Source organism: Bacillus sp. X1(2014) (assembly GCF_007678255.1).
Window position 1 is genome coordinate 143,700 of sequence record NZ_VEED01000001.1, and the last position, 22,692, is coordinate 166,391.

General features: G+C 37.9%; 28 protein-coding genes. 6 read left to right on the plus strand and 22 right to left on the minus strand.

From position 1 onward, the window contains the following. Positions 1-73 precede the first annotated feature (73 nt). Complete coding sequence (locus tag FS608_RS00710) at positions 74-865, minus strand: hypothetical protein (protein WP_144547207.1); 792 nt, start codon at positions 863-865, stop codon at positions 74-76. Between the two features lie 111 nt (positions 866-976). Then, on the minus strand, positions 977-1,831 hold the full coding sequence (locus FS608_RS00715; protein WP_144547209.1) for a patatin-like phospholipase family protein: 855 nt from the start codon (positions 1,829-1,831) through the stop codon (positions 977-979). A 179-nt stretch (positions 1,832-2,010) separates the two neighbouring features. Between FS608_RS00715 and FS608_RS00720 the strand changes: the two genes are divergently transcribed. Further along, positions 2,011-3,138, plus strand: a complete 1,128-nt coding sequence (locus FS608_RS00720) for an amidohydrolase (protein ID WP_144547211.1) — start codon at positions 2,011-2,013, stop codon at positions 3,136-3,138. 310 nt (positions 3,139-3,448) lie between these two features. Then, positions 3,449-4,009: a GNAT family N-acetyltransferase gene (locus tag FS608_RS00725; RefSeq protein ID WP_144547213.1), complete on the plus strand. Its 561-nt coding sequence runs from the start codon at positions 3,449-3,451 to the stop codon at positions 4,007-4,009. Between the two features lie 53 nt (positions 4,010-4,062). Here the strand turns inward: FS608_RS00725 and FS608_RS30020 are convergent, their stop codons facing one another. Then, positions 4,063-4,221, minus strand: a complete 159-nt coding sequence (locus FS608_RS30020; RefSeq protein WP_186328562.1) for a hypothetical protein — start codon at positions 4,219-4,221, stop codon at positions 4,063-4,065. Between the two features lie 91 nt (positions 4,222-4,312). Further along, positions 4,313-5,083 (minus strand): SDR family oxidoreductase, encoded by a 771-nt coding sequence (locus FS608_RS00730; RefSeq protein ID WP_144547217.1) that lies wholly within the window; start codon positions 5,081-5,083, stop codon positions 4,313-4,315. A gap of 215 nt (positions 5,084-5,298) precedes the next feature. Between FS608_RS00730 and FS608_RS00735 the strand changes: the two genes are divergently transcribed. Then, entirely contained in the window at positions 5,299-5,724 is a 426-nt protein-coding gene (locus tag FS608_RS00735) for an Hsp20/alpha crystallin family protein (protein WP_260871548.1), read from the plus strand. A gap of 53 nt (positions 5,725-5,777) precedes the next feature. Here FS608_RS00735 and FS608_RS00740 read toward each other — a convergent pair whose 3' ends face one another. Together FS608_RS00740 and FS608_RS00745 are read right to left on the minus strand one after the other, a co-directional pair. Continuing rightward, entirely contained in the window at positions 5,778-6,239 is a 462-nt protein-coding gene (locus FS608_RS00740) for a FixH family protein (RefSeq protein WP_260871549.1), read from the minus strand. A 12-nt stretch (positions 6,240-6,251) separates the two neighbouring features. Continuing rightward, positions 6,252-6,530, minus strand: coding sequence for a hypothetical protein (locus FS608_RS00745; RefSeq protein WP_144547221.1), 279 nt, complete (start codon positions 6,528-6,530; stop codon positions 6,252-6,254). 100 nt (positions 6,531-6,630) lie between these two features. On the opposite strand from FS608_RS00745, the gene FS608_RS00750 reads away from it, so the two are divergent. After that, on the plus strand, positions 6,631-6,876 hold the full coding sequence (locus FS608_RS00750) for a DNA alkylation repair protein (protein WP_144547223.1): 246 nt from the start codon (positions 6,631-6,633) through the stop codon (positions 6,874-6,876). 65 nt (positions 6,877-6,941) lie between these two features. On the opposite strand, the gene FS608_RS00755 is transcribed toward FS608_RS00750, so the two are convergent. The 6 genes from FS608_RS00755 to deoD all read right to left on the minus strand — a co-directional run bounded on the left by FS608_RS00755 (position 6,942) and on the right by deoD (position 13,834). After that, entirely contained in the window at positions 6,942-7,760 is an 819-nt protein-coding gene (locus tag FS608_RS00755; RefSeq protein ID WP_144547225.1) for a hypothetical protein, read from the minus strand. Positions 7,761-7,848: 88 nt separating this feature from the next. Beyond that, entirely contained in the window at positions 7,849-8,754 is a 906-nt protein-coding gene (locus tag FS608_RS00760; RefSeq protein ID WP_144547227.1) for a CobW family GTP-binding protein, read from the minus strand. Between the two features lie 79 nt (positions 8,755-8,833). Then, positions 8,834-10,282: a lmo1851 family serine protease gene (locus FS608_RS00765; RefSeq protein WP_483861886.1), complete on the minus strand. Its 1,449-nt coding sequence runs from the start codon at positions 10,280-10,282 to the stop codon at positions 8,834-8,836. A 207-nt stretch (positions 10,283-10,489) separates the two neighbouring features. Then, positions 10,490-10,696 (minus strand): copper chaperone CopZ, encoded by a 207-nt coding sequence (gene copZ / locus FS608_RS00770; protein ID WP_144547231.1) that lies wholly within the window; start codon positions 10,694-10,696, stop codon positions 10,490-10,492. A gap of 21 nt (positions 10,697-10,717) precedes the next feature. Further along, positions 10,718-12,907, minus strand: a complete 2,190-nt coding sequence (locus FS608_RS00775; protein ID WP_144547234.1) for a heavy metal translocating P-type ATPase — start codon at positions 12,905-12,907, stop codon at positions 10,718-10,720. Between the two features lie 222 nt (positions 12,908-13,129). Beyond that, complete coding sequence (gene deoD / locus FS608_RS00780; RefSeq protein WP_144547236.1) at positions 13,130-13,834, minus strand: purine-nucleoside phosphorylase; 705 nt, start codon at positions 13,832-13,834, stop codon at positions 13,130-13,132. Between the two features lie 161 nt (positions 13,835-13,995). Between deoD and FS608_RS31060 the strand changes: the two genes are divergently transcribed. After that, complete coding sequence (locus tag FS608_RS31060) at positions 13,996-14,124, plus strand: hypothetical protein (RefSeq protein ID WP_098575029.1); 129 nt, start codon at positions 13,996-13,998, stop codon at positions 14,122-14,124. A 67-nt stretch (positions 14,125-14,191) separates the two neighbouring features. On the opposite strand, the gene FS608_RS00785 is transcribed toward FS608_RS31060, so the two are convergent. The 4 genes from FS608_RS00785 to FS608_RS00800 form a co-directional block, all read right to left on the minus strand. Then, positions 14,192-14,503 (minus strand): YodL domain-containing protein, encoded by a 312-nt coding sequence (locus FS608_RS00785; protein WP_186328563.1) that lies wholly within the window; start codon positions 14,501-14,503, stop codon positions 14,192-14,194. A 197-nt stretch (positions 14,504-14,700) separates the two neighbouring features. Further along, positions 14,701-15,471, minus strand: a complete 771-nt coding sequence (locus FS608_RS00790; RefSeq protein WP_144547241.1) for a sporulation protein — start codon at positions 15,469-15,471, stop codon at positions 14,701-14,703. 11 nt (positions 15,472-15,482) lie between these two features. Continuing rightward, positions 15,483-16,280, minus strand: a complete 798-nt coding sequence (locus FS608_RS00795) for a serine/threonine protein kinase (protein WP_144547243.1) — start codon at positions 16,278-16,280, stop codon at positions 15,483-15,485. 349 nt (positions 16,281-16,629) lie between these two features. Continuing rightward, positions 16,630-16,800, minus strand: coding sequence for a YozD family protein (locus FS608_RS00800; protein ID WP_144547245.1), 171 nt, complete (start codon positions 16,798-16,800; stop codon positions 16,630-16,632). Positions 16,801-16,996: 196 nt separating this feature from the next. Here FS608_RS00800 and FS608_RS30025 point away from each other — a divergent pair, with 196 nt between their 5' ends. Beyond that, positions 16,997-17,164 carry a hypothetical protein gene (locus FS608_RS30025; RefSeq protein ID WP_186328564.1) on the plus strand — a complete coding sequence of 56 codons (168 nt, stop codon included), beginning with the start codon at positions 16,997-16,999 and terminating at the stop codon, positions 17,162-17,164. Here the strand turns inward: FS608_RS30025 and FS608_RS00805 are convergent, their stop codons facing one another. From FS608_RS00805 to ablB, 6 genes are all read right to left on the minus strand, one after another. After that, the gene (locus tag FS608_RS00805; RefSeq protein ID WP_144547247.1) at positions 17,165-17,860 is read right to left on the minus strand and encodes a hypothetical protein; all 696 of its coding nucleotides are present in this window, start codon (positions 17,858-17,860) and stop codon (positions 17,165-17,167) included. 125 nt (positions 17,861-17,985) lie between these two features. Further along, positions 17,986-18,210: a YozE family protein gene (locus tag FS608_RS00810; RefSeq protein WP_260871566.1), complete on the minus strand. Its 225-nt coding sequence runs from the start codon at positions 18,208-18,210 to the stop codon at positions 17,986-17,988. A 124-nt stretch (positions 18,211-18,334) separates the two neighbouring features. Beyond that, positions 18,335-18,619, minus strand: a complete 285-nt coding sequence (locus FS608_RS00815) for a YokU family protein (RefSeq protein WP_144547251.1) — start codon at positions 18,617-18,619, stop codon at positions 18,335-18,337. 11 nt (positions 18,620-18,630) lie between these two features. Next, positions 18,631-20,070 carry a lysine 2,3-aminomutase gene (gene kamA, locus FS608_RS00820; protein WP_144547253.1) on the minus strand — a complete coding sequence of 480 codons (1,440 nt, stop codon included), beginning with the start codon at positions 20,068-20,070 and terminating at the stop codon, positions 18,631-18,633. 266 nt (positions 20,071-20,336) lie between these two features. After that, a complete protein-coding gene (locus FS608_RS00825; protein WP_144547256.1) occupies positions 20,337-21,731 on the minus strand; it encodes a sigma-54 interaction domain-containing protein in 1,395 nt (464 codons plus the stop codon). Between the two features lie 63 nt (positions 21,732-21,794). Next, the gene (ablB, locus tag FS608_RS00830; RefSeq protein WP_144547258.1) at positions 21,795-22,649 is read right to left on the minus strand and encodes a putative beta-lysine N-acetyltransferase; all 855 of its coding nucleotides are present in this window, start codon (positions 22,647-22,649) and stop codon (positions 21,795-21,797) included. Between the last annotated feature and the right edge of the window lie 43 nt (positions 22,650-22,692).

The window sequence follows — 22,692 nt, forward strand, 5'->3', positions numbered from 1 at the left end:
ATCCCCCACAACCTGATATCAGTATTTTATTTATCATACCAAACAATGTCTATGAGGGAAACTGTCGAAACTTCTATCTTTCGATAAAATACTCATTAATCAAAAATGACATCCGAAGGAGTTTGTCTTGATCAGATAAAGTCTCTCTCATGGAAAGTACCGGTGTATTCGGCTCTGGAAACAAGGAACTCCATTCCAATGGCATCCATCCACGACGAAGACGTGCTTCCTGAAAGTGATCGTGGTTTATGAATTGTTCATCCATAAAAGCGACAGCACCTTCTACGGCACCAATAAACTTTCCTTTCGAATCTAGTAATTCCTTTTTGGATGTTCTCCAATCCTTTTTTCTTCGCTCAAAACTGCCTAAGTATTGCCTCCGATGATTAAATACCTCTATTTTTATCGTTTTTCCACCATTAACCCTATAGTAACCGATTGCTTGGTTCTGGTCCTCCATGGAATAGAGTGCATAAATTTTTGAAAAAGATAGCTTCTTCGTCCCTTTGCCTCGATATCTCTTAATCATCCCAGCAAGATGCCCGTTTGGAAAGTAAAATAGTAGTCTAGAAGATTTAGTGTTCAGAAAGAGCACTAGTAAATGGCGTGATTCAAAAAAAGACATTCTTCCGACCTCTGATTTCCTCATCTGCCTGTCAATTGAAATCGACTGCCGCCTTCTAAATAGATAGAATTGAAAACTAACCAAACTATAGATAAGAAATGGGATCGTTAATAACATGATTTCTTTCGTTTTAAAAATAGAAAGGTTGCCAGCAATGATTATGATAACTGGCAATAGAGAAGCAATACTACCATTTAAGTTCAAATGAGCTGTATCCCGGTAATATTCATTTATTTTCATCTAGATAACTCCTTATCAATTCCTCTTTTCTTAGTTTATTTACTATTAACAAAAAAAATGATAGGAGATTACGACTAGAATAAAAAAGAAGAGACGAAATGGTCCCTTCTCTTAATTCTTAATATAGTTAATTATCGTTGACATAGATGCTCTGGCATCTTCGTAGCCTTGATTGTATAGCTCTTCCAGTCTTTGAGGATTCCGTTCCATTCTACCGACCTTCAATGGCTGCGATGGACGGATAATCAAAACCTTTCCCTTTTTCTCTTCCTGCTCAACATATTCGACCGTTTCATTGTATATTTGATATCGATTCCTAATGGACTGTTGCAGGCCTTTGTATTCGGGATACTTACGATCAACAAGAAAATGAAACTTCGAGGGCTTTTTCAAATACCCTTCATTCCTTGTAAGAATGACGATATTTTTTGCAAACCCATCCAGTTGTGCTTTCTTGATTGGAATGGGATCGCTAATACCCCCATCAAGTAATATTTTATCTCTAAAACGGACTTCAGGTGCTATAAATGGAAGGGAGCTTGATGCCCGTATCACGGTTAAAAGGTCATCCCCGTAATCCTTCTTCTTAAAATAAACAGGCTCTCCTGTCAGACAATCTGTTGTCCCCACAACAAATTCTGAAGGACTATTGTAAAAAACATCATAATGGAATGGGACATGTTTATTTGGAATTTCGTCAAAAATAAAATCCATTCCAAAAAATTGCCGATTTCGAAAATAATTTTTCCATGAAATGTATCTTGGGTCAGAAGCATATTCAATCGTAACGGTTTTATTTCTTCCTTTTTGCTTCGACAAATAGGAGGCAGCATTACATGCACCTGCAGAAACCCCGATTACATAAGGGAAAAATAATTGAGTTTCTAAAAAGTATTCAAGGATCCCGGCAGTGTAAACACCTCGCATTCCTCCACCTTCTAGTACCAAACCAACTTGATTTTCCATGTTGCCCCGCCCTCTCATTGTTAACGATAAACTTACTTGTCATTATAGACCCACTTAATTCTTTTACAAAATGAAACGACTTTGCATAAAAAATTTTTTCGGGTTGAAACTTCTCCCTAGGCACCTAAATTGTTAAAATTGATAAAATAACTATTATCAATGTGAAGAAAGGTTTTATTATGACAAAAATACTTTTTAAAAATGCAACGGTATACCCGATAACATCGAAACCAATCCCACATGGAGATGTGTTAATTGATGCGGGGAAGATCCTCAAAATTGGAAAGAATCTTACAACTGATTTAAATGTAAAAATCATCGATTGCGGGAACCAATTTCTTTTTCCAGGCTTTATTGATGTCCATACACATTTAGGCCTTTATGATGAAGGAACAGGATGGGCTGGGAATGATGCCAATGAAACTGCCGAGGCACTCACACCTCATATCCGGGCAATTGATGGGGTCTACCCTTTGGATCCCGCATTCTCTGACGCTGTTAAAAGCGGTATCACCACAGTTAATGTTATGCCTGGGAGTGCAAATGTCATTGGAGGAACAACATCAGTCATCAAAACGACCGGCAAAAATATTAAAAAGATGATTTTCCAAGAGGTCTCAGGCTTAAAAATGGCCTTAGGGGAAAATCCAAAAAGAATTCATAGCCATGGCAACAGTGATTCCATTACTCGCATGGGGATTATGGGGATGCTTAGGGAGGCTTTTTACCAAGCAATCCATGCGGATAATCCAGACTTACCTAGAATCGCCCCTATCATCATGGCCCTAAAAAGAGAAATTCCGGTTAGAATCCACGCACATCGTGCTGATGATATTATTTCGGCTCTACGTTTCGCAGAAGAATTTAATCTTGATTTAAGAATTGAACATTGTACTGAGGGGCATCTTATTGCAAGTGAACTTTCTGGGATCGATTTGAAGGTTTCAGTCGGTCCAACCTTAACACGAAGATCCAAAGTCGAACTGAAGAATAAAACCTGGAAAACCTATCAAGAACTGACGAATCACGGTGTCGAAGTTTCTATTACAACCGATCATCCCTATACACCCATCCAATACTTAAATATTTGTGCAAGCCTCGCTGTCAGGGAGGGGTTATCTGAGCATAAAGCTCTAGAAGGAATCACGATTCTGCCAGCCAAGAACTTAAGAATAGACAGTCGAGTGGGCAGTATCGAGGAGGGCAAGGAAGCCGATTTAGTACTTTGGAGCCATCATCCTTTTCACTACTTAGCTAAACCTAAATGGACGATGATTAGCGGCGAAATGGTCTATCAAGAAGCGTAGAATAATGCTGAAATTTGGTAAAAAATATTATCGAAAAATCCACAAAAAACCTATTTATTTTTTAGCTTTTTTCTTGTATTATACTCTAGTGAAGCCGATAAAAACCTGAAAAACTTTGGGGGTTTACGAACAAATTCTTGTTAACAAAAAAATGAAATAGGGAAGGCAAATGGTGCGCCACCAGTTATACTGGTTCTAGTGGGTTCGATTCCCACCCCGAAATTTTTTAGTAACTTTATAAAAAATTTCGAGGGTGGACCGGACCGTTTCTTTTGACATGGGATCGGAATGCCCTAATGGAGGGTTATTCATGCTTAAAAAACGTGATCTTCATGACAGCCACACATTGTACGAATTAATGACACACCCTGATGTCTTCCCTTTTGTGCGCCAAAAAGCTGATTCTTATGAAGAATTCTTATTTATGACTAAACAAACGATTGAGGCCGAAGACCAAGGAGAATTGATTTCACGAACGATTCTTGATGAATGGGGTGCACCGATCGGTACCATTAATTTGTTTGATATTGAGGACAACGCCGGTTTTTTAGGAACTTGGCTAGGCAAGCCTTATCATGGCAAAGGATATAATAATCCGGCTAAAGATGCCTTTTTTAAAGAACTTTTTTATGACTTAGGCATCGAGACCGTCTTTATGAGAATACGCAAGGTTAATATTCGCTCAATCAAAGCAGCTGAAAAACTACCTTACGTAATAAAAGCAAACGAAACAAGAAAATCTATATATGAACAATTGAACGCAAATGGTAACGTATATGATTTGTATGAAATACCTAAGGATCAGTACACTTTCTACCTAATGCGGAATGGCGCTGCTCAATCAGACGATTCACAATTGTTGGAAGCATAAAAAAGCAATCGGACTTGTCCGATTGCTTTTTGTTTAGAATTTTATTCAAAATATTATTCCGTTACGTTTTGTTCAATCGTTTCATTCACGTCATTAAGACCCATTTGGAGCAAAAATTCGTCTAGTTCCTCATTGGTTAGTGTTTCAAAGCGGCCATCATGAAAAAATACCTGGGTTTGATTAGGGTTTATTCTGTTCATATTAAAACTCATATTCTTTGCTCCTTTCATTGATGATTATTATCTATTGTCAACAAAAAGAGCAGTTTTCATTCTAGAAAATCAAATAGTTCAAAAAATTATACTAATTCTTATGGATCTTTCCTAATACATCTAACCCTCCAGTAATAGGGATGATGCTACCTGTAATAAAATCTGATTTTTCGTCAACCAAGAATGCAATGACTCTTGCTATATCTTCCCCTGTTCCATACCTGCCAACCGGGGCATTACCATTCATTCCCCTTGCATCATGTATATTACTTTCTTTCCATTGGTTAATGATATCTCCTGGACAAACCATATTTGCCGTAATCCCATGTTCCGCTTCCTCAATCGCTATAGTCCTTGTAAGTGAGGCCAAACCTGTCTTGGCTGCAGCAAAGGCTGACCGATATATCCAACCTGGTGAAGTTTCAACGCGATCATATCCAAATGTAATAATCCTCCCCCATTTTTGGTTACGCATGGAAGGGATAACTAATTTAGTCAAATAAAAAACGGAGCTTAAATTTCCTTGGACTACATAGTTCCATTCCTCGAAGGAGTAGTCTGCCAGCTTTTTTCGTTCATGCATGTAAGGACCAGCATTATGGACTAAAACATCCACTGTACGGTAAGCAGCCAGTGTTTCATTAATAATTCGGATACAATCCTCCTTGTTTGCTACATCGCCTTGTACAACAATATTTTTGTTTCCAAAACATTCAGTCAATTGGTTCGCTAAAGAAATAGCCTCTGTTTCACTATTACGATAGTTTATGGCTAGTTGATAACCATTTTCCGCTAGATATAATGCAGTTTTTTTGCCAATACCAGTTGCTCCCCCCGTAATCAGAGCCGTTTTCTTATTCACAATCATTACCTCTCTATGTTTAGAATCTTCCCTTAACTATATGTTAACTAGACATGTTTATACGCAATTTTTGTACATTCATTCATATTGACTTAGGTTTTAATAACGCATGGGCAAGTGTTAGCATATGATACAAATATCTAAGTAACACGGAAAGGGTGAGATCATTGTTCCCGTGGAATATATTCCCTTTTGATAAGAATATAAAGGATAAGATGACAAAAATGAAGCCGGAAGAAATTAATAATTATGTGCAGGATGTATTAGGGAAGCTCATGCCTGGAAATATGAATACCGGAATAAATCCAGCGGAGATGTTCCAGGGATTCCAATCATCGGTATCCCCCCCATTAACCACAAGCGATCGTTTACATTCAACTGCCTTTGAAACTCATAATTTTGTATACGTTAGAATTTCAATAAAACAGGAGGAATGGGTTAAGCAGCTTCGAATTTATCACACATCCAATCAACTCATTATAGAGCATATCCCTCATCATGAAGATAAACACACGATTACCCTTCCAGCTATTGTAAAAAAGAAAGGGGCAACTGCTACCTTCAAAGATGGCGTGCTTGAAGTTAAAATCCCTAAAAATATTGATTTGCAATATTCACAAATAGACGTTACAGAAATTTAAACCAATGTAAAAATCTTTAAATTTTAAGGACAGCAAATCTGCTGTCCTTCCTGTTATTGACCCTCATTTGATTCCTTCATATTATCCATATCCATTGTGTTCTTTCCATTAGCATCCTCAGGTTCACTCGGGGTCCCGACAACAAATTCCTTTTTAGGCATGTTGTGCATATCTCTAGCAGTAACATGTGAGATGATATAATACGTACCTTCTTGATTGAAAGCTTTTTCTAGGCGATAGATTCCATTCTCAGAATGTTTTATTTCCACTTTTTCATGGGTGTCATTTTTCGCACGCCAAATCTCAAAGATAACTTCTGCATCCTCCACTTGATCTTTTCCCTGGGTTACCTTCGCTTCAAATGTGACTGGCTTGCCCAGTTCACCTGGATTGGGTTTAATGGACAAGTCTACTTCTACCATTTGCGGCAGATTATCCTCTTGATCTTTTTTATTACAAGACACAACAATATTTAAACAAAGAACAATCACTAGAAAAACGAAAAACTTTTTCAAAATCTCCCTCTCCTATCCTAATTCTTCCATCACTTTATTGTGAATTTTTATTAACAGCACCTTAGCTTCTAGCGAAACTGTTGAATCACTCACTCTTTTAATGGCAAAAAAATATTTCTCAAATTTGCTTTTTCTGATTCTCGGGTGTGAATTTTCATCGAGAAGTTCTCTTTTTATTGCTTCTATCAATGTCTCCTTACTGCTTTTCCCTATCGTATCAAGTAACCGATGATTCCAAATCAGCCGATATTCTTCTAATAAATGATCAAAGGACACTTTTTCACTAGACAAAAACAATCCCCCCTTTTTGTCTTCACTTGCATTGTTACATATTTACTTACCACATTGCAAAAAATAACTTTTAACAACACCAAGGAAGGAGAATCCTAAGATGTCAACACCTTATAAATGTCCAAATTGCAAGACGAATCGCAGCCGTTTTAATGTGATTCAACAAGTATCTCATTCTGTTAAACTTGACCCACAATCAGGGGCCGTGATTAAAGAGTATGCTGAAAACGATTTAGAGCCCTTTCATCTCCCTTACAATGGCCCCGATTATCGAATACAATGCGGTGCTTGCGGGTTAATAGAGGATGAACGTACCTTTATCAAATTTGGAGAACAGCCGTTATAGCCTCACCCTCAAACAAAAACATCCCCAATTGGAGTGTCCAATATGAGGATGTTTTTGTTTTGTTATTAAAGTTTATTTTCCTTAAGAAATTCCTGTGAATCCACTTTCCAAGCGTCCAGCGGTGAAAATCTAATCAGGTGAATGTCTCCCCTAAAGGTTTGTCTGCCTCTATTTTTAATATACCAGTCAATTTCCACGGGTACGTCCAAACTGAGTTCTTCCGTTAAATCCTCTGCTGGGAGTAATTCGATTCGAGACAGTCTAATATTTTCAACATTTTCTAAAATGGGCTTCCAATTAATTTTTTGCAGTGAGGCTTGTGATGTAATTTGGCGGTCTTGCTGCTTAAATCCTGCTACATAGGCATTTATTACTTCATAGGGATTCGCTTTACCTAAATACTGATTTAATTTCCCTGAAGCTTTCAGTACCATAAGCATATGCGACAAGTCCATTGAGTTCGTTCGATGGGTGGTACTGCCATAAAAATGAATACAAAAGTGTCCTGGAAAGTTATTCTGCAGTGCACCCGCACCATGGGGCATCCCGTGCATGGAACCCGCAATCCATTGATCCTTATGAATAACAATGATGGCCCTGCGTTTCCAGCTCCATTTGCCCCCGTATATTCTTTTCATGATCTTAGTATCCTTGGTGGTTAAGGGTTGGACGTCCGCATGGTGGCTCCCCGCCCGTCTTTGCACTTTAAACTTTTTACCCGTTTCTACATCCAAAACAGTAAATTTTGTGTATTTAGGCAGAATTTGATTAACTTCTTTCCAGTTCAACATCTCAATTTTATAACTAATGGTTGATGCTGCTTTAACCTCTTGACCATTTAGGAGGATATGTATTAATACAAAAAAAATAACTACCCTCTTCATCGCATCCTCCTTTTAAAAAATAAACTTTGCCACATTAAAAGAGTTACCTGAAGAGGAAATTATCATTCATTCAATCCCGTTATTTTTGTTATTTCTCAAGATTTTCTAATTGCGTTTTAATTCCGGTCCAATCAATACTCTCACCGATAAAGACAAGGTTTAATGGCATATTCATATCCTCTTTCAAATATAACGGCATACCATAAGAAAATTGAAATAAAAAAGGGAGCTTCGAAAAACCAAACTTAACATACCCTTTAATACGGTAAATTGTATCAGGCAGCTTTTTTAAAAAATCCTCAAATTCAGTTTGGCTAATCGCCGATTCGAATTGGTATACAAATGTCGTTAAATTAAGATGGGTTGGCTGGGCAACCTTTTCAACTGAAACAGAAAGCTTTCGCAACTGGTCAATAGAAACCTGTGAAAAATTAGTTAAAAGGCATCTTGCATTCGGATTAATCGACTGAATTTCAAAAGTGATCTGCGCTTGCTCACTCTCTGTTAATTCATTCAACTTGTTAACAAGAATGTAGTCCGCATGTCTCACCTGCTCAAGTACCAATTGCTGAAGTTGTGGACTTAATGATTTTCGAACTAACCATCTTGTGCCATCGACGGTGGTGATTATCCCCTTTATGATTAATTTATCTGCAAATAAGGGAGAAAGAATCGCATCTAACACCTCCACAGGGTGTGCAGCCCCGGTAGTCTCGATGTAGATCACTTCTGGCTCTTTCTCAACCAATAGAGCTTGCATTTGGGCTTCAAGCTTATCCTGAATGGAACAGCAAATACAACCGCCCAGCAGTTCTTTTAAAGTAACATCTTCCTCGTCGACTACATCAGAATCAATAGAGACCTTACCTAATTCATTCATTATGACTGCTGTTTTTCTTCCTGTTCCATGCTCATCCTCTAATAATTGTTTAAGAAGGCTGGTTTTCCCGCTCCCTAAAAAACCGGATAAAATATAAACCTCAGCTTTTTTCATTGTAGTATCCCTTTCCATTGTTCATAGATGGCAATCTAAAAAATGGACCCAACTTCAAAGGAAGTCGGGCCGCTAACGTTTATTTCATCGTTCCTTTTAATACTTTGATCGCCTCTTGCATTTGTGTATCATTGTTTTTAATTTTGTCTCTTAATAAGTCCATTAATTTCAAGGTAGAATCGCCTTTTAGAATTCCATTAGCTGGCAGCTTATTAGCTTTTTGGAAAGCTGTGACGGCAGCTTTTGTCTTTTTATCAAAGAATCCGTCTGTCCGGCCTGGGTTATATCCAACTGCTTTTAACATTTTCTGGGCAGTTTGAACTTCTGTTCCCGAACTAGATTGTTTTAGTTCCTTATCCGGATTAATGATTGTTAAGCTTGCATAATCAGGCAAGGCAACTGCCACATCTGGATTAATCCCCTTTTTATGGATCCAATTTCCGTTTGGTGTTAACCATTTAGCAGTTGTAAATTTAAGATTTGAACCATCCTTAAAGTCAGAAGCCGTTTGTACAGTTCCCTTCCCAAAAGACTTTTCTCCAACTAGTTTTACACCTGCAGATTCCTTTACAGCCCCTGCAAGGATTTCTGATGCACTAGCACTGCCTTTATCAATTAAGACAACTAATGGAAGATTTGGATTCCCATCATTTTGCGACGGATACTCTTTAACCTTTCCATTACGATCTTCAACTTTTAAAATAAGTTTCCCTTTAGGAACAAACATGCTCGAAATCGAGATGGCCTGGTCTAATAGACCTCCTGGATTTTGACGCAAGTCTAATACGAGACCCTTCATACCTTTACCATTTAATTCATTGAGTTTTTCTACAAGTTCCTTTGCTGTATTGCTTGAAAAACTGGTAATTTGAACCTTTGCAATTCCATCACCAACCATTTCACCATAAACCGTTTCAATCGGAATCTCATCTCTAATAATTGGGACTGTCATTGGTGCATCTGTTCCAGGTCGTTGGATGGACAACTCTACCTTCGTACCCTTTTTGCCACGAATCAGGGTTACTGCTTGAGTTGAATTCATGCCTTGAAGACTTTTTCCATTCACGGACATAATCATATCATTAGGTTTTAAGCCAGCTTTTTCAGCTGGAGAGCCTTTGATTGGAGAGACAATAACAATATGTCCGTCCTTTTCCTGAATTTCGGCACCTATTCCTTCAAACGAAGAAGAAATACTGCCATGAAAGCTTTCGGCTTCTTCATTGCTCATATAATCTGAATAAGGGTCATCCAGCGACTCAACCATTCCGTTTATTGCCCCATTAATGACCTTTTTTTGATCAATATCTTTGTAATAACCACTCTTCAATGTATCAAATGCTTCATAAAGTTTAGTAAATTCTGGTCGTTCCGCTCCTACAGTGACTACCTTTTCTTCCCCGAACGCAAGTGCAAATGTTGTAATCCCCGCCGAAAGAAACACCACCATAAACAATAGCATGATAAAATGAAATCTCTTTAATCGTATGTATCCGGTTTTGTTTTCGATTGCCTGATCTTGTTCCATATTGGTATCTTTCACTTTTTCTTGTCCAATTTTCTCATCTTCCAAAGCCTTCACCACTTTCATTCACCATAAAAATTAACTCTTAGTGATTAGAATAACATCTTTTACTTAAAATTAACAAAGAAAAGTTAATGAAAATAATAATATTCACAGGAAATCGATGTTCACAAAAAAAGGCACCTACATAATAGTAAGTGCCGTTCGTATCTATTCTACATCATAGCCTTGGTCTTCGACGGCTTCTTTTAGCTTTGTGACTGGGGCTTTGCTGGAATCATGACCTACTTCAACCTTGCCATCCTTTAGTGAAACATTTACTTCGCTTACCCCTTCAACATCTAGAAGTGCTGTTTTGACTGCTTTTTCACAATGTCCGCATGTCATTCCTGAAACCTGTAATGTTGTTTTCTCCATGACGATTACCTCACTTTTTTATTATATATTCATTCTCTTCAATCGAAGGGAATTAGACACAACTGATACTGAACTAAATGCCATGGCTGCACCAGCAACCCATGGAGCCAACAATCCTAAGGCCGCTATCGGTATTCCCCCTGTATTGTATACAAGAGCCCAGAACAAATTTTGACGTATATTATGCATCGTTTTTTTACTTAAAGCCATTGCTTTTGGAATCAAGGTTAATTCTCCGCCAAGAATTGTTATATCCGCTGCTTCAATGGCCACATCTGTTCCAGTACCGATTGCAATTCCAATATCCGCAACAGCAAGAGCTGGGGCATCATTGATGCCATCGCCAACCATCGCCACTTTAAGTCCTTTTGCCTGTAATTCTTTCACATGATTAGCCTTTTCCTCTGGCAGTACTTCCGCAATAACATGTGTGATTCCTACTTGATGTGCAATCGCCTTAGCGGTCCGCTCATTGTCACCGGTTAACATAAACACATCAATACCTAAATGAAGTAACTGCTGCACGGCTAATTTGGCTGTTTCTTTCACTGTATCAGCTACTGCAACCACACCGACGATCGTAGAATTTATAGCAATAAACATGGCTGTTTTTCCTTCGTTTTCTAAACGAGACAGATCTTTTTCTCCCGTTAAGCTGGCAATATTTTTAAGATTCATTAACTTTCGGGTGCCCACGAAAATTTCATCATCGCCAATTTTCGCTTCAATTCCATAACCTGGTACAGCTTTAAACTGTTTAATAGGAAGAGTACTTGATCTTTTTTCGATCCCATATTTAACAATTGCTTCTGCTAATGGATGTTCTGAAGACTTCTCAGCGGATACAAGATATTGGAGAACTTTTTTCTCCTCTTCGTATGCAATAAAATCAGTCACCATAGGTTGTCCTTTTGTAATTGTGCCGGTTTTATCGAGGATGAGTGCATTGATTTTATGAGCTGTTTCTAAATGCTCTCCGCCTTTAAAGAGAATTCCCATTTCGGCTCCTTTCCCGGTTCCGACCATGATGGATGTCGGTGTAGCCAGGCCGAGTGCACATGGACAGGCAATCACAAGAACAGCTATTGCTGTTTCAAGTGCGGAAGAAAACTCACCAGGGCGCACAAAGAAATACCAGATCAAAAAGGTTATCAACGATACAGCGACAACAATTGGAACAAAATATCCTGAAATGGTATCAGCGACACGTTGAATTGGCGCTTTGCTGCCTTGCGCTTCTTCGACAATTTTTATTATTCCAGCAAGTGCTGTGTCTTTACCCACTTTCACTGCTTTTATTGTCAAGGTTCCATTTTTATTAATGGTCGAACCTATGACAGTATCGCCCACAGCTTTTTCGACCGGGATCGATTCACCAGTTATCATGGATTCATCAACAGATGATTGCCCTAAAGTTACTTCACCGTCAACGGGAATTTTTTCACCTGGTTTCACCAATAAAAAGTCGGAAACCTTCACTTCTTCAATAGGGATTTGCAATTGCTTCCCATCTCTGATCAATGTAGCTTCCTTTGCTTGGAGACTTAGCAATTTAGAAATGGCAATCGTAGTTTTCCCCTTTGCAATCGTTTCAAATAACTTTCCTAAAAGAATTAAAGTAATCAGCACGGCGCTAGTTTCAAAATAAAGATGCGGCATATAGGCCCGGTTTCCCATTGTTTTCACTCCTTCAGCAAGACTATAAAAATAGGCTGCAGAAGTTCCTAGAGTCACAAGAACATCCATATTTGCACTTTTATTTTTTAATGCTTTGAAAGCACCCACATAAAATTGCCCGCCAATATAAAATTGAACAGGGGTTGCCAAAAGCAATTGAAACCAAGGATTCATCAATAAGTGTGGCATTGCCAATCCTAGGTCCACTGGAATATGAGCAAGCATCGTATATAAAAGTGGAATAGACAAAATGACCGAAAGTAGAAACTTTCGTTTTTTCCGCTGCAATTCCTCCTCTTTATATTGCTGCTTTTGTTTTGCTTCATCAAATCGTGCACCGTAGCCAAGTTTTTCTATTCTAGCAATAATATCATTACTTGAAACTTGTTCAGTATCAAAAGAAATAGCGGCTGTCTCCATGGCCAAATTGACATTTGCTTGTACACCGTCCATTTTATTTAGAACCTTTTCAATTCTGGTAGAACAGGCCGCACATGTCATTCCAGTAATATCTAATTTGAGCAGCTCTTTCATTTTAATCACCTCTAATACTATATACAATACCCCCGGAACCTATATTTCGTCAAAGGAATAATTTCGAAATCATACTATTTTAATTTAAGTCTATTTTAACCGCATTTCGATGATATTTGTCACAGAGAAGTATGTATTTTATTAATTCTCCATTTTGGTGGTGAGTTCCTGTTATTTACATAAATTTAAAGCCTCATCCTATTTGGAAGAGGCTTGTGGTGATTATTCCTTTATAGCTGCTTCTAATGCTACTTCAATCATATCGTTAAAAGTTAGCTGTCTTTCTTCAGCTGTCGTTTCTTCACCTGTTAGAATGTGATCACTAACAGTTAGAACCGAAAGTGCTTTACGGTCAAATTTAGCGGCCAAAGTATAAAGTGCTGTCGTTTCCATTTCAATCGCAAGAATTTGGTACTTAGCCCACTTTTCCAATTCTGCATTATCATTGTAAAACGAATCTGCTGTGAAAATATTTCCTACTTTCAGGTTAAGCCCTTTTGCTACCCCCGCATCATATGCCTTACGAAGTAAATCAAAGTTTGCTGTAGGGGCAAAATCGACATGACCAAAGGTAAGTCGATTCATATTTGAATCGGTAGAGCTGGTCATAGCCAGAATAACATCACGAACCTTTACATCTTTTTGAATTGCACCACACGTTCCTACACGAATTAGATTTTGGACATTATAGCTTTGCATCAATTCATTTATATAAATTGAGATGGAGGGTACGCCCATTCCAGTTCCTTGAACAGAAATTCGCTTTCCTTTATATGTCCCTGTAAAACCAAACATATTCCGGACTTCATTGTAACATTTTGCATCTTCTAAAAAGTTTTCTGCAATATATTTTGCCCTTAGCGGATCTCCTGGCAGTAATACCGTCTCTGCTATTTCGTTTTCTTTTGCACCGATATGTACACTCATTTTAAAATCCTCCAATCAAGAACTGCGCACAGTATTTAATGAATAAAACTGTATCATTGACAATATATCATAAACATTTTCCAATGAAAAACACTGCAATGAAATAGACATGAATTTTTTAATTTGTGGGATGCTATTTTTAGATTGGAGGGAGATTATTCATGGGTAAAAAACATCGAAGCCGTATTAATTCACCGAAGAAAAATAACCATATCCCTGCTGAGGCAATCGTAGCTGAACACGAAGCACATGCAAAAGAGCACAATGCAACAGGCGGTCGAAAACATTAAAAAAAGCGGAATCATCCGTTTAGCAACGTAAAAAAAACCTAAGGAATTGTCCTTAGGTTTTTTAGAGTTATAGGAGAACGATTCTGTTTATAGGAAACCATCCACCAGGTTTTAATTGATAATAATGCTGGCCGCCGCGGCCTTCATCAATTAAAACGATATCTCCAGTGGAGAGAAATCTTCCTTTATAATTTGCAGGAATTCTATCGGTCACATTAAAGCGGCTAAAGGTTTCCTCTAAGCACTTTTTACGGCTGGATGCTGGAACCATGGTCCGATAAACCTCTTTATGACCCTTATGTTCCCGATACCTTGGAGTTTGAAAGATCGTTACATCATATTGCATACTAGCTCTTTTTGTTAATACCTTGATCATCATGAACCTCCAATTATTAGAATTTAATGTCTATTCTAATAATTAGCGATGGCGCCTGTCGATTCCTCCATAGAACTCCTACTTTTTTTGTCGAATAGCGCTTTTTTTATCCAGACAGGGAGTTTCTTGTGAAAATTTAGCGAATCAAGTTCTTGGAACGATATAAAAAATAGGACCATTTAGCCCTATTTCCTTCGCTTTTATGAATATCGTTGAATAACACTTTGAATTTTTTGTTGTAAATATGGGATATCTGCATTTGATACTGACAGGCGCACATTGGTCTCATCTGTCCCTAAAGCTTCCGAGAACAAGCCAGATAACCCTCTTGCACGCCTATCTACTTGAAACATAATATCGAGGCTTCCATTCCCTGATGGGAAGAAAACAACTTCTAATTCATCTAGTTTGCCTCGAAATGCTCCTGAAGTTGGGACGAATTCAAATTCTTGAACAAATGGTAATCTTCCTCGTAATCGCCGAGGTGCTTCTTCACAATCGGCCTCACGAATTCTAAAGCCTAACTGATCAATGGCAGTAAACACAGCCGACATCAATGGGTTCGGAACAACTTTAAGATAATCTTTATCACTTGGGTCGACACCGCCTTTAATATCAAGGCCTGTTGTTACCCAAACTTTTGACCTTCCAATGGAAAGTGGTGTATCGAAGGGAAGTTGAAAGGAAAATGGGATATCTTTTTTCTCATTGGGACGAATTTCAAAAGGAGTAGTCAATCTGAACCTATCAATAGCTGCAGTGACGGTATATTTTTTGTCATCTGACTCTCTTAAATAAGTGGTATTGAGGGTAAGATAAATCTCATCCACCTTCTGCTCCACCTTGCCGCCTTTAATTTCAACTACACCATTAACTGTCTCTCCTGGCATATAGGTATCTTTTTCAAGCTTTGTGTCCACAGCAGCAGACCCTATTCCTACACTGGCAAATACTTTGTTAAAAAAAGACATCGTTCTTCCTCCTAAATTAAGTATAAATTTATTATTTCAGCTCTTATTTGAGCACAGTTCTCATACGCTGGCTCAATCTGCAAGAGCCTTCTAATTATGTGTTTTGCATGGTTCGAAATTTTCAGTTCCTCTTCCCAACTTTTTTCATGTATGTCATTTGAAAAAGTAAAATTAGAATACAGCAAGAACAAAAGGAAATGTCCAAGTCCATAGAAATCCGCTTGGAAATTTATTTCTTTACGCAAATGCTTTTCCTTTGTTTTTACTGCCTCATTTTCGTGATGGAAATGTCTACCCAACCCTAAATCGATCAGCCTAATGTTTGATCCATCCGTAATGACATTGGGTATTCGAATGTCTCGATGGACTATTTTACGGTTGTGCAAATATTCTAGTGGTGTAAGTAATTTATTGATAATTTGAAAGGCCTCTTTTTCTGAGATTTTCCTTCCTTCTAAAAAAATGAGTTGTTCGAAATTCATGCCTTCAATAAATTCCATGGTGAAGAAGGGTATGTTGTTATAGATCCCCTCTTCAAAATACCTAGGAAACCCTGGGTGATCAATCGAATCTAACAGTTCTTTTTCTAATTCAAAACTTCCTCTCCCGGATGAGGTCAATCTTTTATGGAGACGTAAGGCTTTTAGAACCTTCTTCTGTCTACTTTCCAAATCATACACCAAATAACTATGACCATAACCACCTGCTCCGAGATGGGTGATTACCTGGTATCGCTCAGCAATCAGTTTATCTTTGGGAAATGGTTTTTCAAATAAATTTGATATGAGTAAAGCAATTTTCTTCATCATGAATAAAACACCCGATTACGTTAGCTGCTGAAAAAACTACTACTTTTATATTTCTTTTTATAATAATGGTGCCCTAGGTTGTTTTGCTTATAATGATTCCTTTTCTTCCAGGCATCACTTGAGGAACTATACTTGTGATGATGTGATTTGCTTCCAAAAATCAATTTAAGGATTTTTTTAAACAACTCAATCTCCTCCTCTGCTTCGTAACTAGTAATACGTAACCCTAAAGTAAAGGTTTCAATTAATTACAAAATTATTTTGTATAAAACATACACAACAAAAAGCGAGCACAGAATGCTCGTCTTTCGTTTAAATCTATGATAAAGGAAAACTTCTTTTCCTTTTTTTATTCATCATCTTCTTCATCGATAATACTCTTCTCAATTAGATATTCGAAGGTGATGTCTGCAATTTCTTCTAGCTCTTCTTCGCTAGGAACGTATCCCCTTTTTACAAGCTCATGAAAGAAAAATTCGGCAATCTCTTCGGTATCAATAAAAACTTCAATTTCTCTCATAGCATCGCCCCCCTTTTTAGTGAATGTATGATGTACATGGCGTTTTCATGCTAGTTACTTTAAGGAGCAAACGGAATATCCATTGGTTGTGAACAAATTTCTAAAATAAACTTGGAAAATTAAGCAGGAGAGATGTCTTTTTGGGATTGGACAAGCATAGGATGAATGAAAAGAACTTTCCAAGGGGTGGATTCGGATGTCAAATTTACAAGTAAAATTAGAGGCATGGATAGATGATGTAAATCGGGAGAATAGTGTTACTCTCCAATTAATTGAAAAGTTTTTAGATGGAATGTTTTTCCTCATAAAATGGGCAGGAATCCCGTTTGTTGTTTATTTACTATTTGAAATTTCAAAGTGGTAATTATACATGGCTTTTGCCATCATTACTAACAAGAATTTCTAATTTTCTAATAATCACACGCATGACTTGATAATATTCCTGATCCTGAAACATTTCATATAAAATTCGGTAATCATTAAATATGTCCAATAAATTATCAATTAGTTCCTTCTTTTCTTTTTTTCTTTCAATTTCTTCAAATTCTGATTTTCTTATCATGTTCTGGACTTTTGGATTTTCGACTACCTTTTCTTGTTTATTCACTAAGTATAGGAGACCTAGTTTTTGAATGAATGTATCAGCATTTTCTGCATCGGCTACAAGTGTTAATTCTTCTTCACCTGCTTCAAGCCATTCACCATCACTAACTCGTGATAACTCATAAATGACATCTTCCCAGGCATCTTCCTTATAGCGCCAAATTTCTGTTCGGAAGCCTACGACTTTAAATAAGTCCGCGCCATAACCGCTTACTTGAACTAGATCACCGAAGAAAAAATTATATTCGATGTCAATTTGTTCTTTCTCCATCACAACGCCTTCGAATTCTGAAAGTAATTGTAAGGCGGATTCAATGAATAATCCGTCACTTTTATTTACTTCATATACATACTTCCCATCTAGCCATTTAACATCTGTTACCTTGCCAACAGTTCCATATATGGTAATCACGACCGTATCACCGATCTTAAACTTCGGTTTTTTTCTATTTGCCATTTCCTCCCATCCTCTCAATAATAAGTCGTGAGTTTTGATTACAATAGTATATGCACCATTTACATAAAAGCGCATGGCATTTGTAAAATGAAAAAATCGCCTCATTAAGAGACGATTCTAATTTCCTATTCTTTGCGTTCAGTTAACAAATATTGCTGCCAGGCCTCATCAAAAACAGTCATGGATTCTAAATAATGGCCATTCAGCTCTAGATAAGAACTGATTTCATCGTAGTCCTCCGACACTTTAGGAAAACTATGATCTAAATACGCATGATTCGCAAATAAACTAATTTCATCCTTTGGAGCTGGATGCCTAAACTTCATTAAAAAATGGTAAAAGGATTTGATCATTTCGAAACGCCTTTCTCATCCAGATTTCTTAGAAATACTATAACGGATTCAATGATAGGCGTCCAGCGTTTCGGAATGAATAAAGTATAAAGCAAAGCAGCCTGCGAGTAAGGCTGCTTCTTTAGGACGAAAAATCAAAATAATTTTTCTTTAATAATCTTGGAATTGCCATTAATTCTTCAAAGCTGACCACTTTTCCAAGCTGTTTACAATCGATTAAATACAACTGATTTTCGATCTCTTTTACGATTGGTTCACTTTGATAAATCATCTGACAGTCAGGGCAGGAATGGGTAGGGGTTTCTGTTATTTCAATTGCCCGTGTCCCATCAGGCAATTCCCAAAACACAGAATCAGTTAATCTCACCACATTTAAGCTATTACACCACTCACATTCCATTTTCAATTACACCACTCCTAATCCTTCATTTTTTCAGCTGACGTGCCTTCATTGCCTGGTTTCTGACCTACCGCTTCTTTCTGGGTCAATGCCTTAAACTTCTTATCCTTTAATTCATCCCGTTTGCTGCGTTTATCTTTTAATGTGGTGTGGGCAGGGTCTTGGTTGTAATCTTTGCGTCGATTTAGCCGAGTTACCCCTTCAGGAACAAGGTTAAAATGCTGATCATTCATGATACCCGCGATTCCTGCGAGTGATCGCTTCTCTTCCATATCTGGATAAACCTCATGGAAATATTTTTCTGCCCTGCCCGGGACATAATTCTCCGGTTCAGGGTACGAGGTAATTACTCCTTCAAAGTTCCTAAGAACAACCTTTTCCGGACTTTGGGAGATCAGGTAATTCGGCTGGAGGGCTATTTTACCACCTCCGCCAGGGGCGTCAACCACAAAAGTTGGTACTGCATATCCTGAAGTGTGTCCTCGGAGCCCTTCAATAATCTCAAGTCCCTTTGAAACTGGTGCTCGGAAATGACCTATCCCCTCTGATAAATCACACTGGTAAATGTAATATGGGCGAACGCGGATTTTGACAAGATCATGCATCAGTTTCTTCATGATTGGCACACTGTCGTTAATGCCTGCAAGGATAACAGATTGATTCCCAACTGGAACACCGGCATTCGCAAGCATTTCACAAGCCCTTTTCGAATCCTCGGTAATTTCAATGGACGTATTAAAATGGGTATTAAGCCAGATGGGATGATATTTTTTCAAAATATTACAGAGGTTTTCGGTAATTCGCTGCGGAAACACAACAGGGGCTCGTGTTCCAATTCTGATAATTTCAACATGATCGATTTCTCGCAGATTTTTAAGAATGTATTCCAAGATATTATCATTAATCAGCAGGCCATCCCCTCCTGAAATCAAAACGTCACGAACTTGCGGGGTTTTTCTAATATAGGAAATAGCGGCATCCAGCTGCTTCTTAGGAACACCCATGCCAATTTGACCTGAGAAACGTCTCCTTGTACAGTAACGGCAATACATTGAACATTGATTGGTTACCAAGAAGAGAACCCTGTCCGGATAACGGTGCGTTAAACCTGGGACCGGTGAATCTTCATCCTCATATAATGGGTCTTCCAAGTCATATTTCGTTTTGTAAATTTCCTTTGAAATTGGGACCGATTGCATTCTAATCGGACAGCGCGGGTCGTCTGGATTCATTAAGGAGGCATAATAGGGTGTAATATTTAAGGGAATAGTTTTCGTTGAAATTCTTACCCCTTCTTCTTCATCAGGTGTTAAATTGATTACCTTTTTTAAATCGTCTAACGTTCGAATCGTATTTGTTAACTGCCAAAGCCAATCATTCCACTGCTCTTCGGTCACATCTTTCCATAACTCTATATCTTTCCAATGCCTGCTTGGTTTGTATAAAAATTGTTTCATTGTCAGTTCCTCCCATCTTGCTTCACTAAAATAATATGCAAGATATGTGCCAATGATAAAAGCGGAAGCGCCCGTTTAACGGCGAATGGCCTGGAGCGCTTTGACTGAGATAAAGGAAACACGGAGAGCGTAAACGATTCGATGTTGACTTATCGTAGGAAAAGAGCGAAGGACACTAGCCGTTGGGCGCTGCAGCTAGATAATTAACTAAGTTCAGAGTAATAATTTCTTATATAAAAAATAAAAAACGCCGAATATTCGGCACCTTATTCAATAATTTTTTTCAATTTATATTGTAGTGTTTGTCTAGGAATCTCTAAAAGCTTTGCTGCTTGGTTAATATTCCCTGCAGATAATTCAAGGGCGTTCATGATAAGATCCTTCTCTAATTTTTCGATATTTTTCCTTAATGATAGATTGTCTAGTTCGCAGTTGTTAATTATGGCTGTGCTAGAAAGATGTTTTAATAAACTCGGTAAATCTTCATATCTCAACTGCTCTGCTTCACAAACATTCATCATATATTCAATGGTATGTTTTAATTCCCGTACATTCCCCGGCCATTGATAATTCGTTAAAAAGAGCCCCAGTTTCTTCTCATATCCATTGATATTTTTGTGGAGTTTTTGATTAAATACATTGATAAAATGTTCTGTTATTAAAGGAATATCCTCTTTTCGATCCCGTAAAGGGATAAGTGAAAAGGTAAAGACATTCAATCTGTAGTAAAGGTCAGCTCTAAGTGTTTGCTCTTGGAGAGCCTTGCTAGGGGAGACATTCATGGCGGCAATCATACGTACATCTACAGAAATACTTTGTGAGCTTCCAACCCTTCGTATCATCCCGTCTTCTAAAACCCGTAAGAGCTTCGCCTGGAGCTCAATCGGCATCGTATGTAATTCATCCAGGAATAACGTACCTCCATCTGCCAGTTCAAATAACCCTTTGCGATCAACGGCACCGGTATAACTTCCTTTTGCCGTGCCAAAAAGGATACTTTCTAATAGTGTTTCAGGAATGGCTGCACAGTTTTGAGCAATAAATGGTTCATTTGAGCGATGGGATTCATGATGCATGCCTTGCACAAATAATTCTTTCCCTGTACCCGACTCACCATAGACAAGAATAGGAGCATCTGATTTTGCCAGTTTCTTAGCCTCATCTTTCATCCTTTGAAACGCTGGACTCAACGTCAATAGATCATTTAATGTATAAGTAACTTGTTTTGACGTCTTCTTCCTACTGCTTTTATTCAAGCCTTTTTGTAAATCTAATAATCGTTCCGCGAGAAGTTTCATTCGGGAATAATCTTTAGCGATTTCTACCGCGCCAATGATTTCATTCCCGAGGAAAATTGGCAAGGTGGTGTTTATGGTATCGATTCTTTTCCCATGCAAGTTCATATAGACCTGTGTTTGGTTATAAATAGGCTTTCCTGTTTTAATTACTTTTAGCAAGGTACTCGACTTTTCAGTAAGGGAGGGAAAGGCGTCTAGTAAAAACTTTCCCTGGACTTCCTTCACGTCCATGCCATCGTGAGCGGCCGCTACTTCATTATAAAATATGGTTTTCCCCTCTGTATTCACCACATGAATTCCTTCATCAATGCCTTTTAGAATAGCGGTTAGAACTTCTTGTGTTAAAGTGGTTAACAACACCATTCCATCACTACCCTTCGTCCTCTATTTAAAGGTGCCGAAATCTTGGCACATGAAGCCGAATTTTTAGCAGTTTGCCAGATTTTTTACCCACATATTCATATTTTCCAGCTTATCATAGATATAACAATTATTCATAAACCTTCCTCGGTAGGAATAGCCTAACTGAAATAAGACGGCATTCATTCCAAAGGATAATGACCTGGCAATGGAATATGCACAATATATTCCTTTCCTTTGTAATTCCTCTTCCAGTTCCTTGAGAATAATTTTCATCAGTCCGTATTTTCGATGATCTGTCAATGTAGCACAATCCGTTAATTCTGCATTTTTATAAAGAGAATTAACTTCAGCAGAAGCAGAACTAACAATTTTTCCTGAGTGGAAGAAAGTGTAATAAATCGTTCCTTCCTTCATGGTCTTTTTAATATATTCTGGCTCATGCAAAGGAGTTGGATATATTTGAAACACCTGCCTGTACAGTGCGGCAAGTTCCTCAGCACAATTGTCATCAGCCTTTCTTAATTCATATTCTTTCGGTGGAAATGCCTTTTGAACGGTGGTGTCTAATTTATAAATACTATGGATCATCCCGTCCTCAATCACCCAATGATCATTTTTTTTTCGCTCTGAGGTATAAAACTTTGAAAAAAAATAGGCATCTGAGCCAAGAAAATAACGGTCTACTACCGCTTCTGGCTGAAGGCCTTTTTCCAAGAAAGTGAAGTAATCTTCACGGCGGACTTTAATAATTAATTTTTCAGCCTTGTGTTCTAAGACGAGTTCTTCGGCCTTCTCTAACAACAATTTTGTATTGCCACGATAATCATCGACACGAATGCGTTTATTAAATGGATCAAGATAAATTTCGAGGAAATAATGATCCTCCTCTAGAAAAATAGTGGATGCCGTTTGATTCATTGCACTCACCTCATTTTGATTAATTTTCTAGCAATTTGAAGAA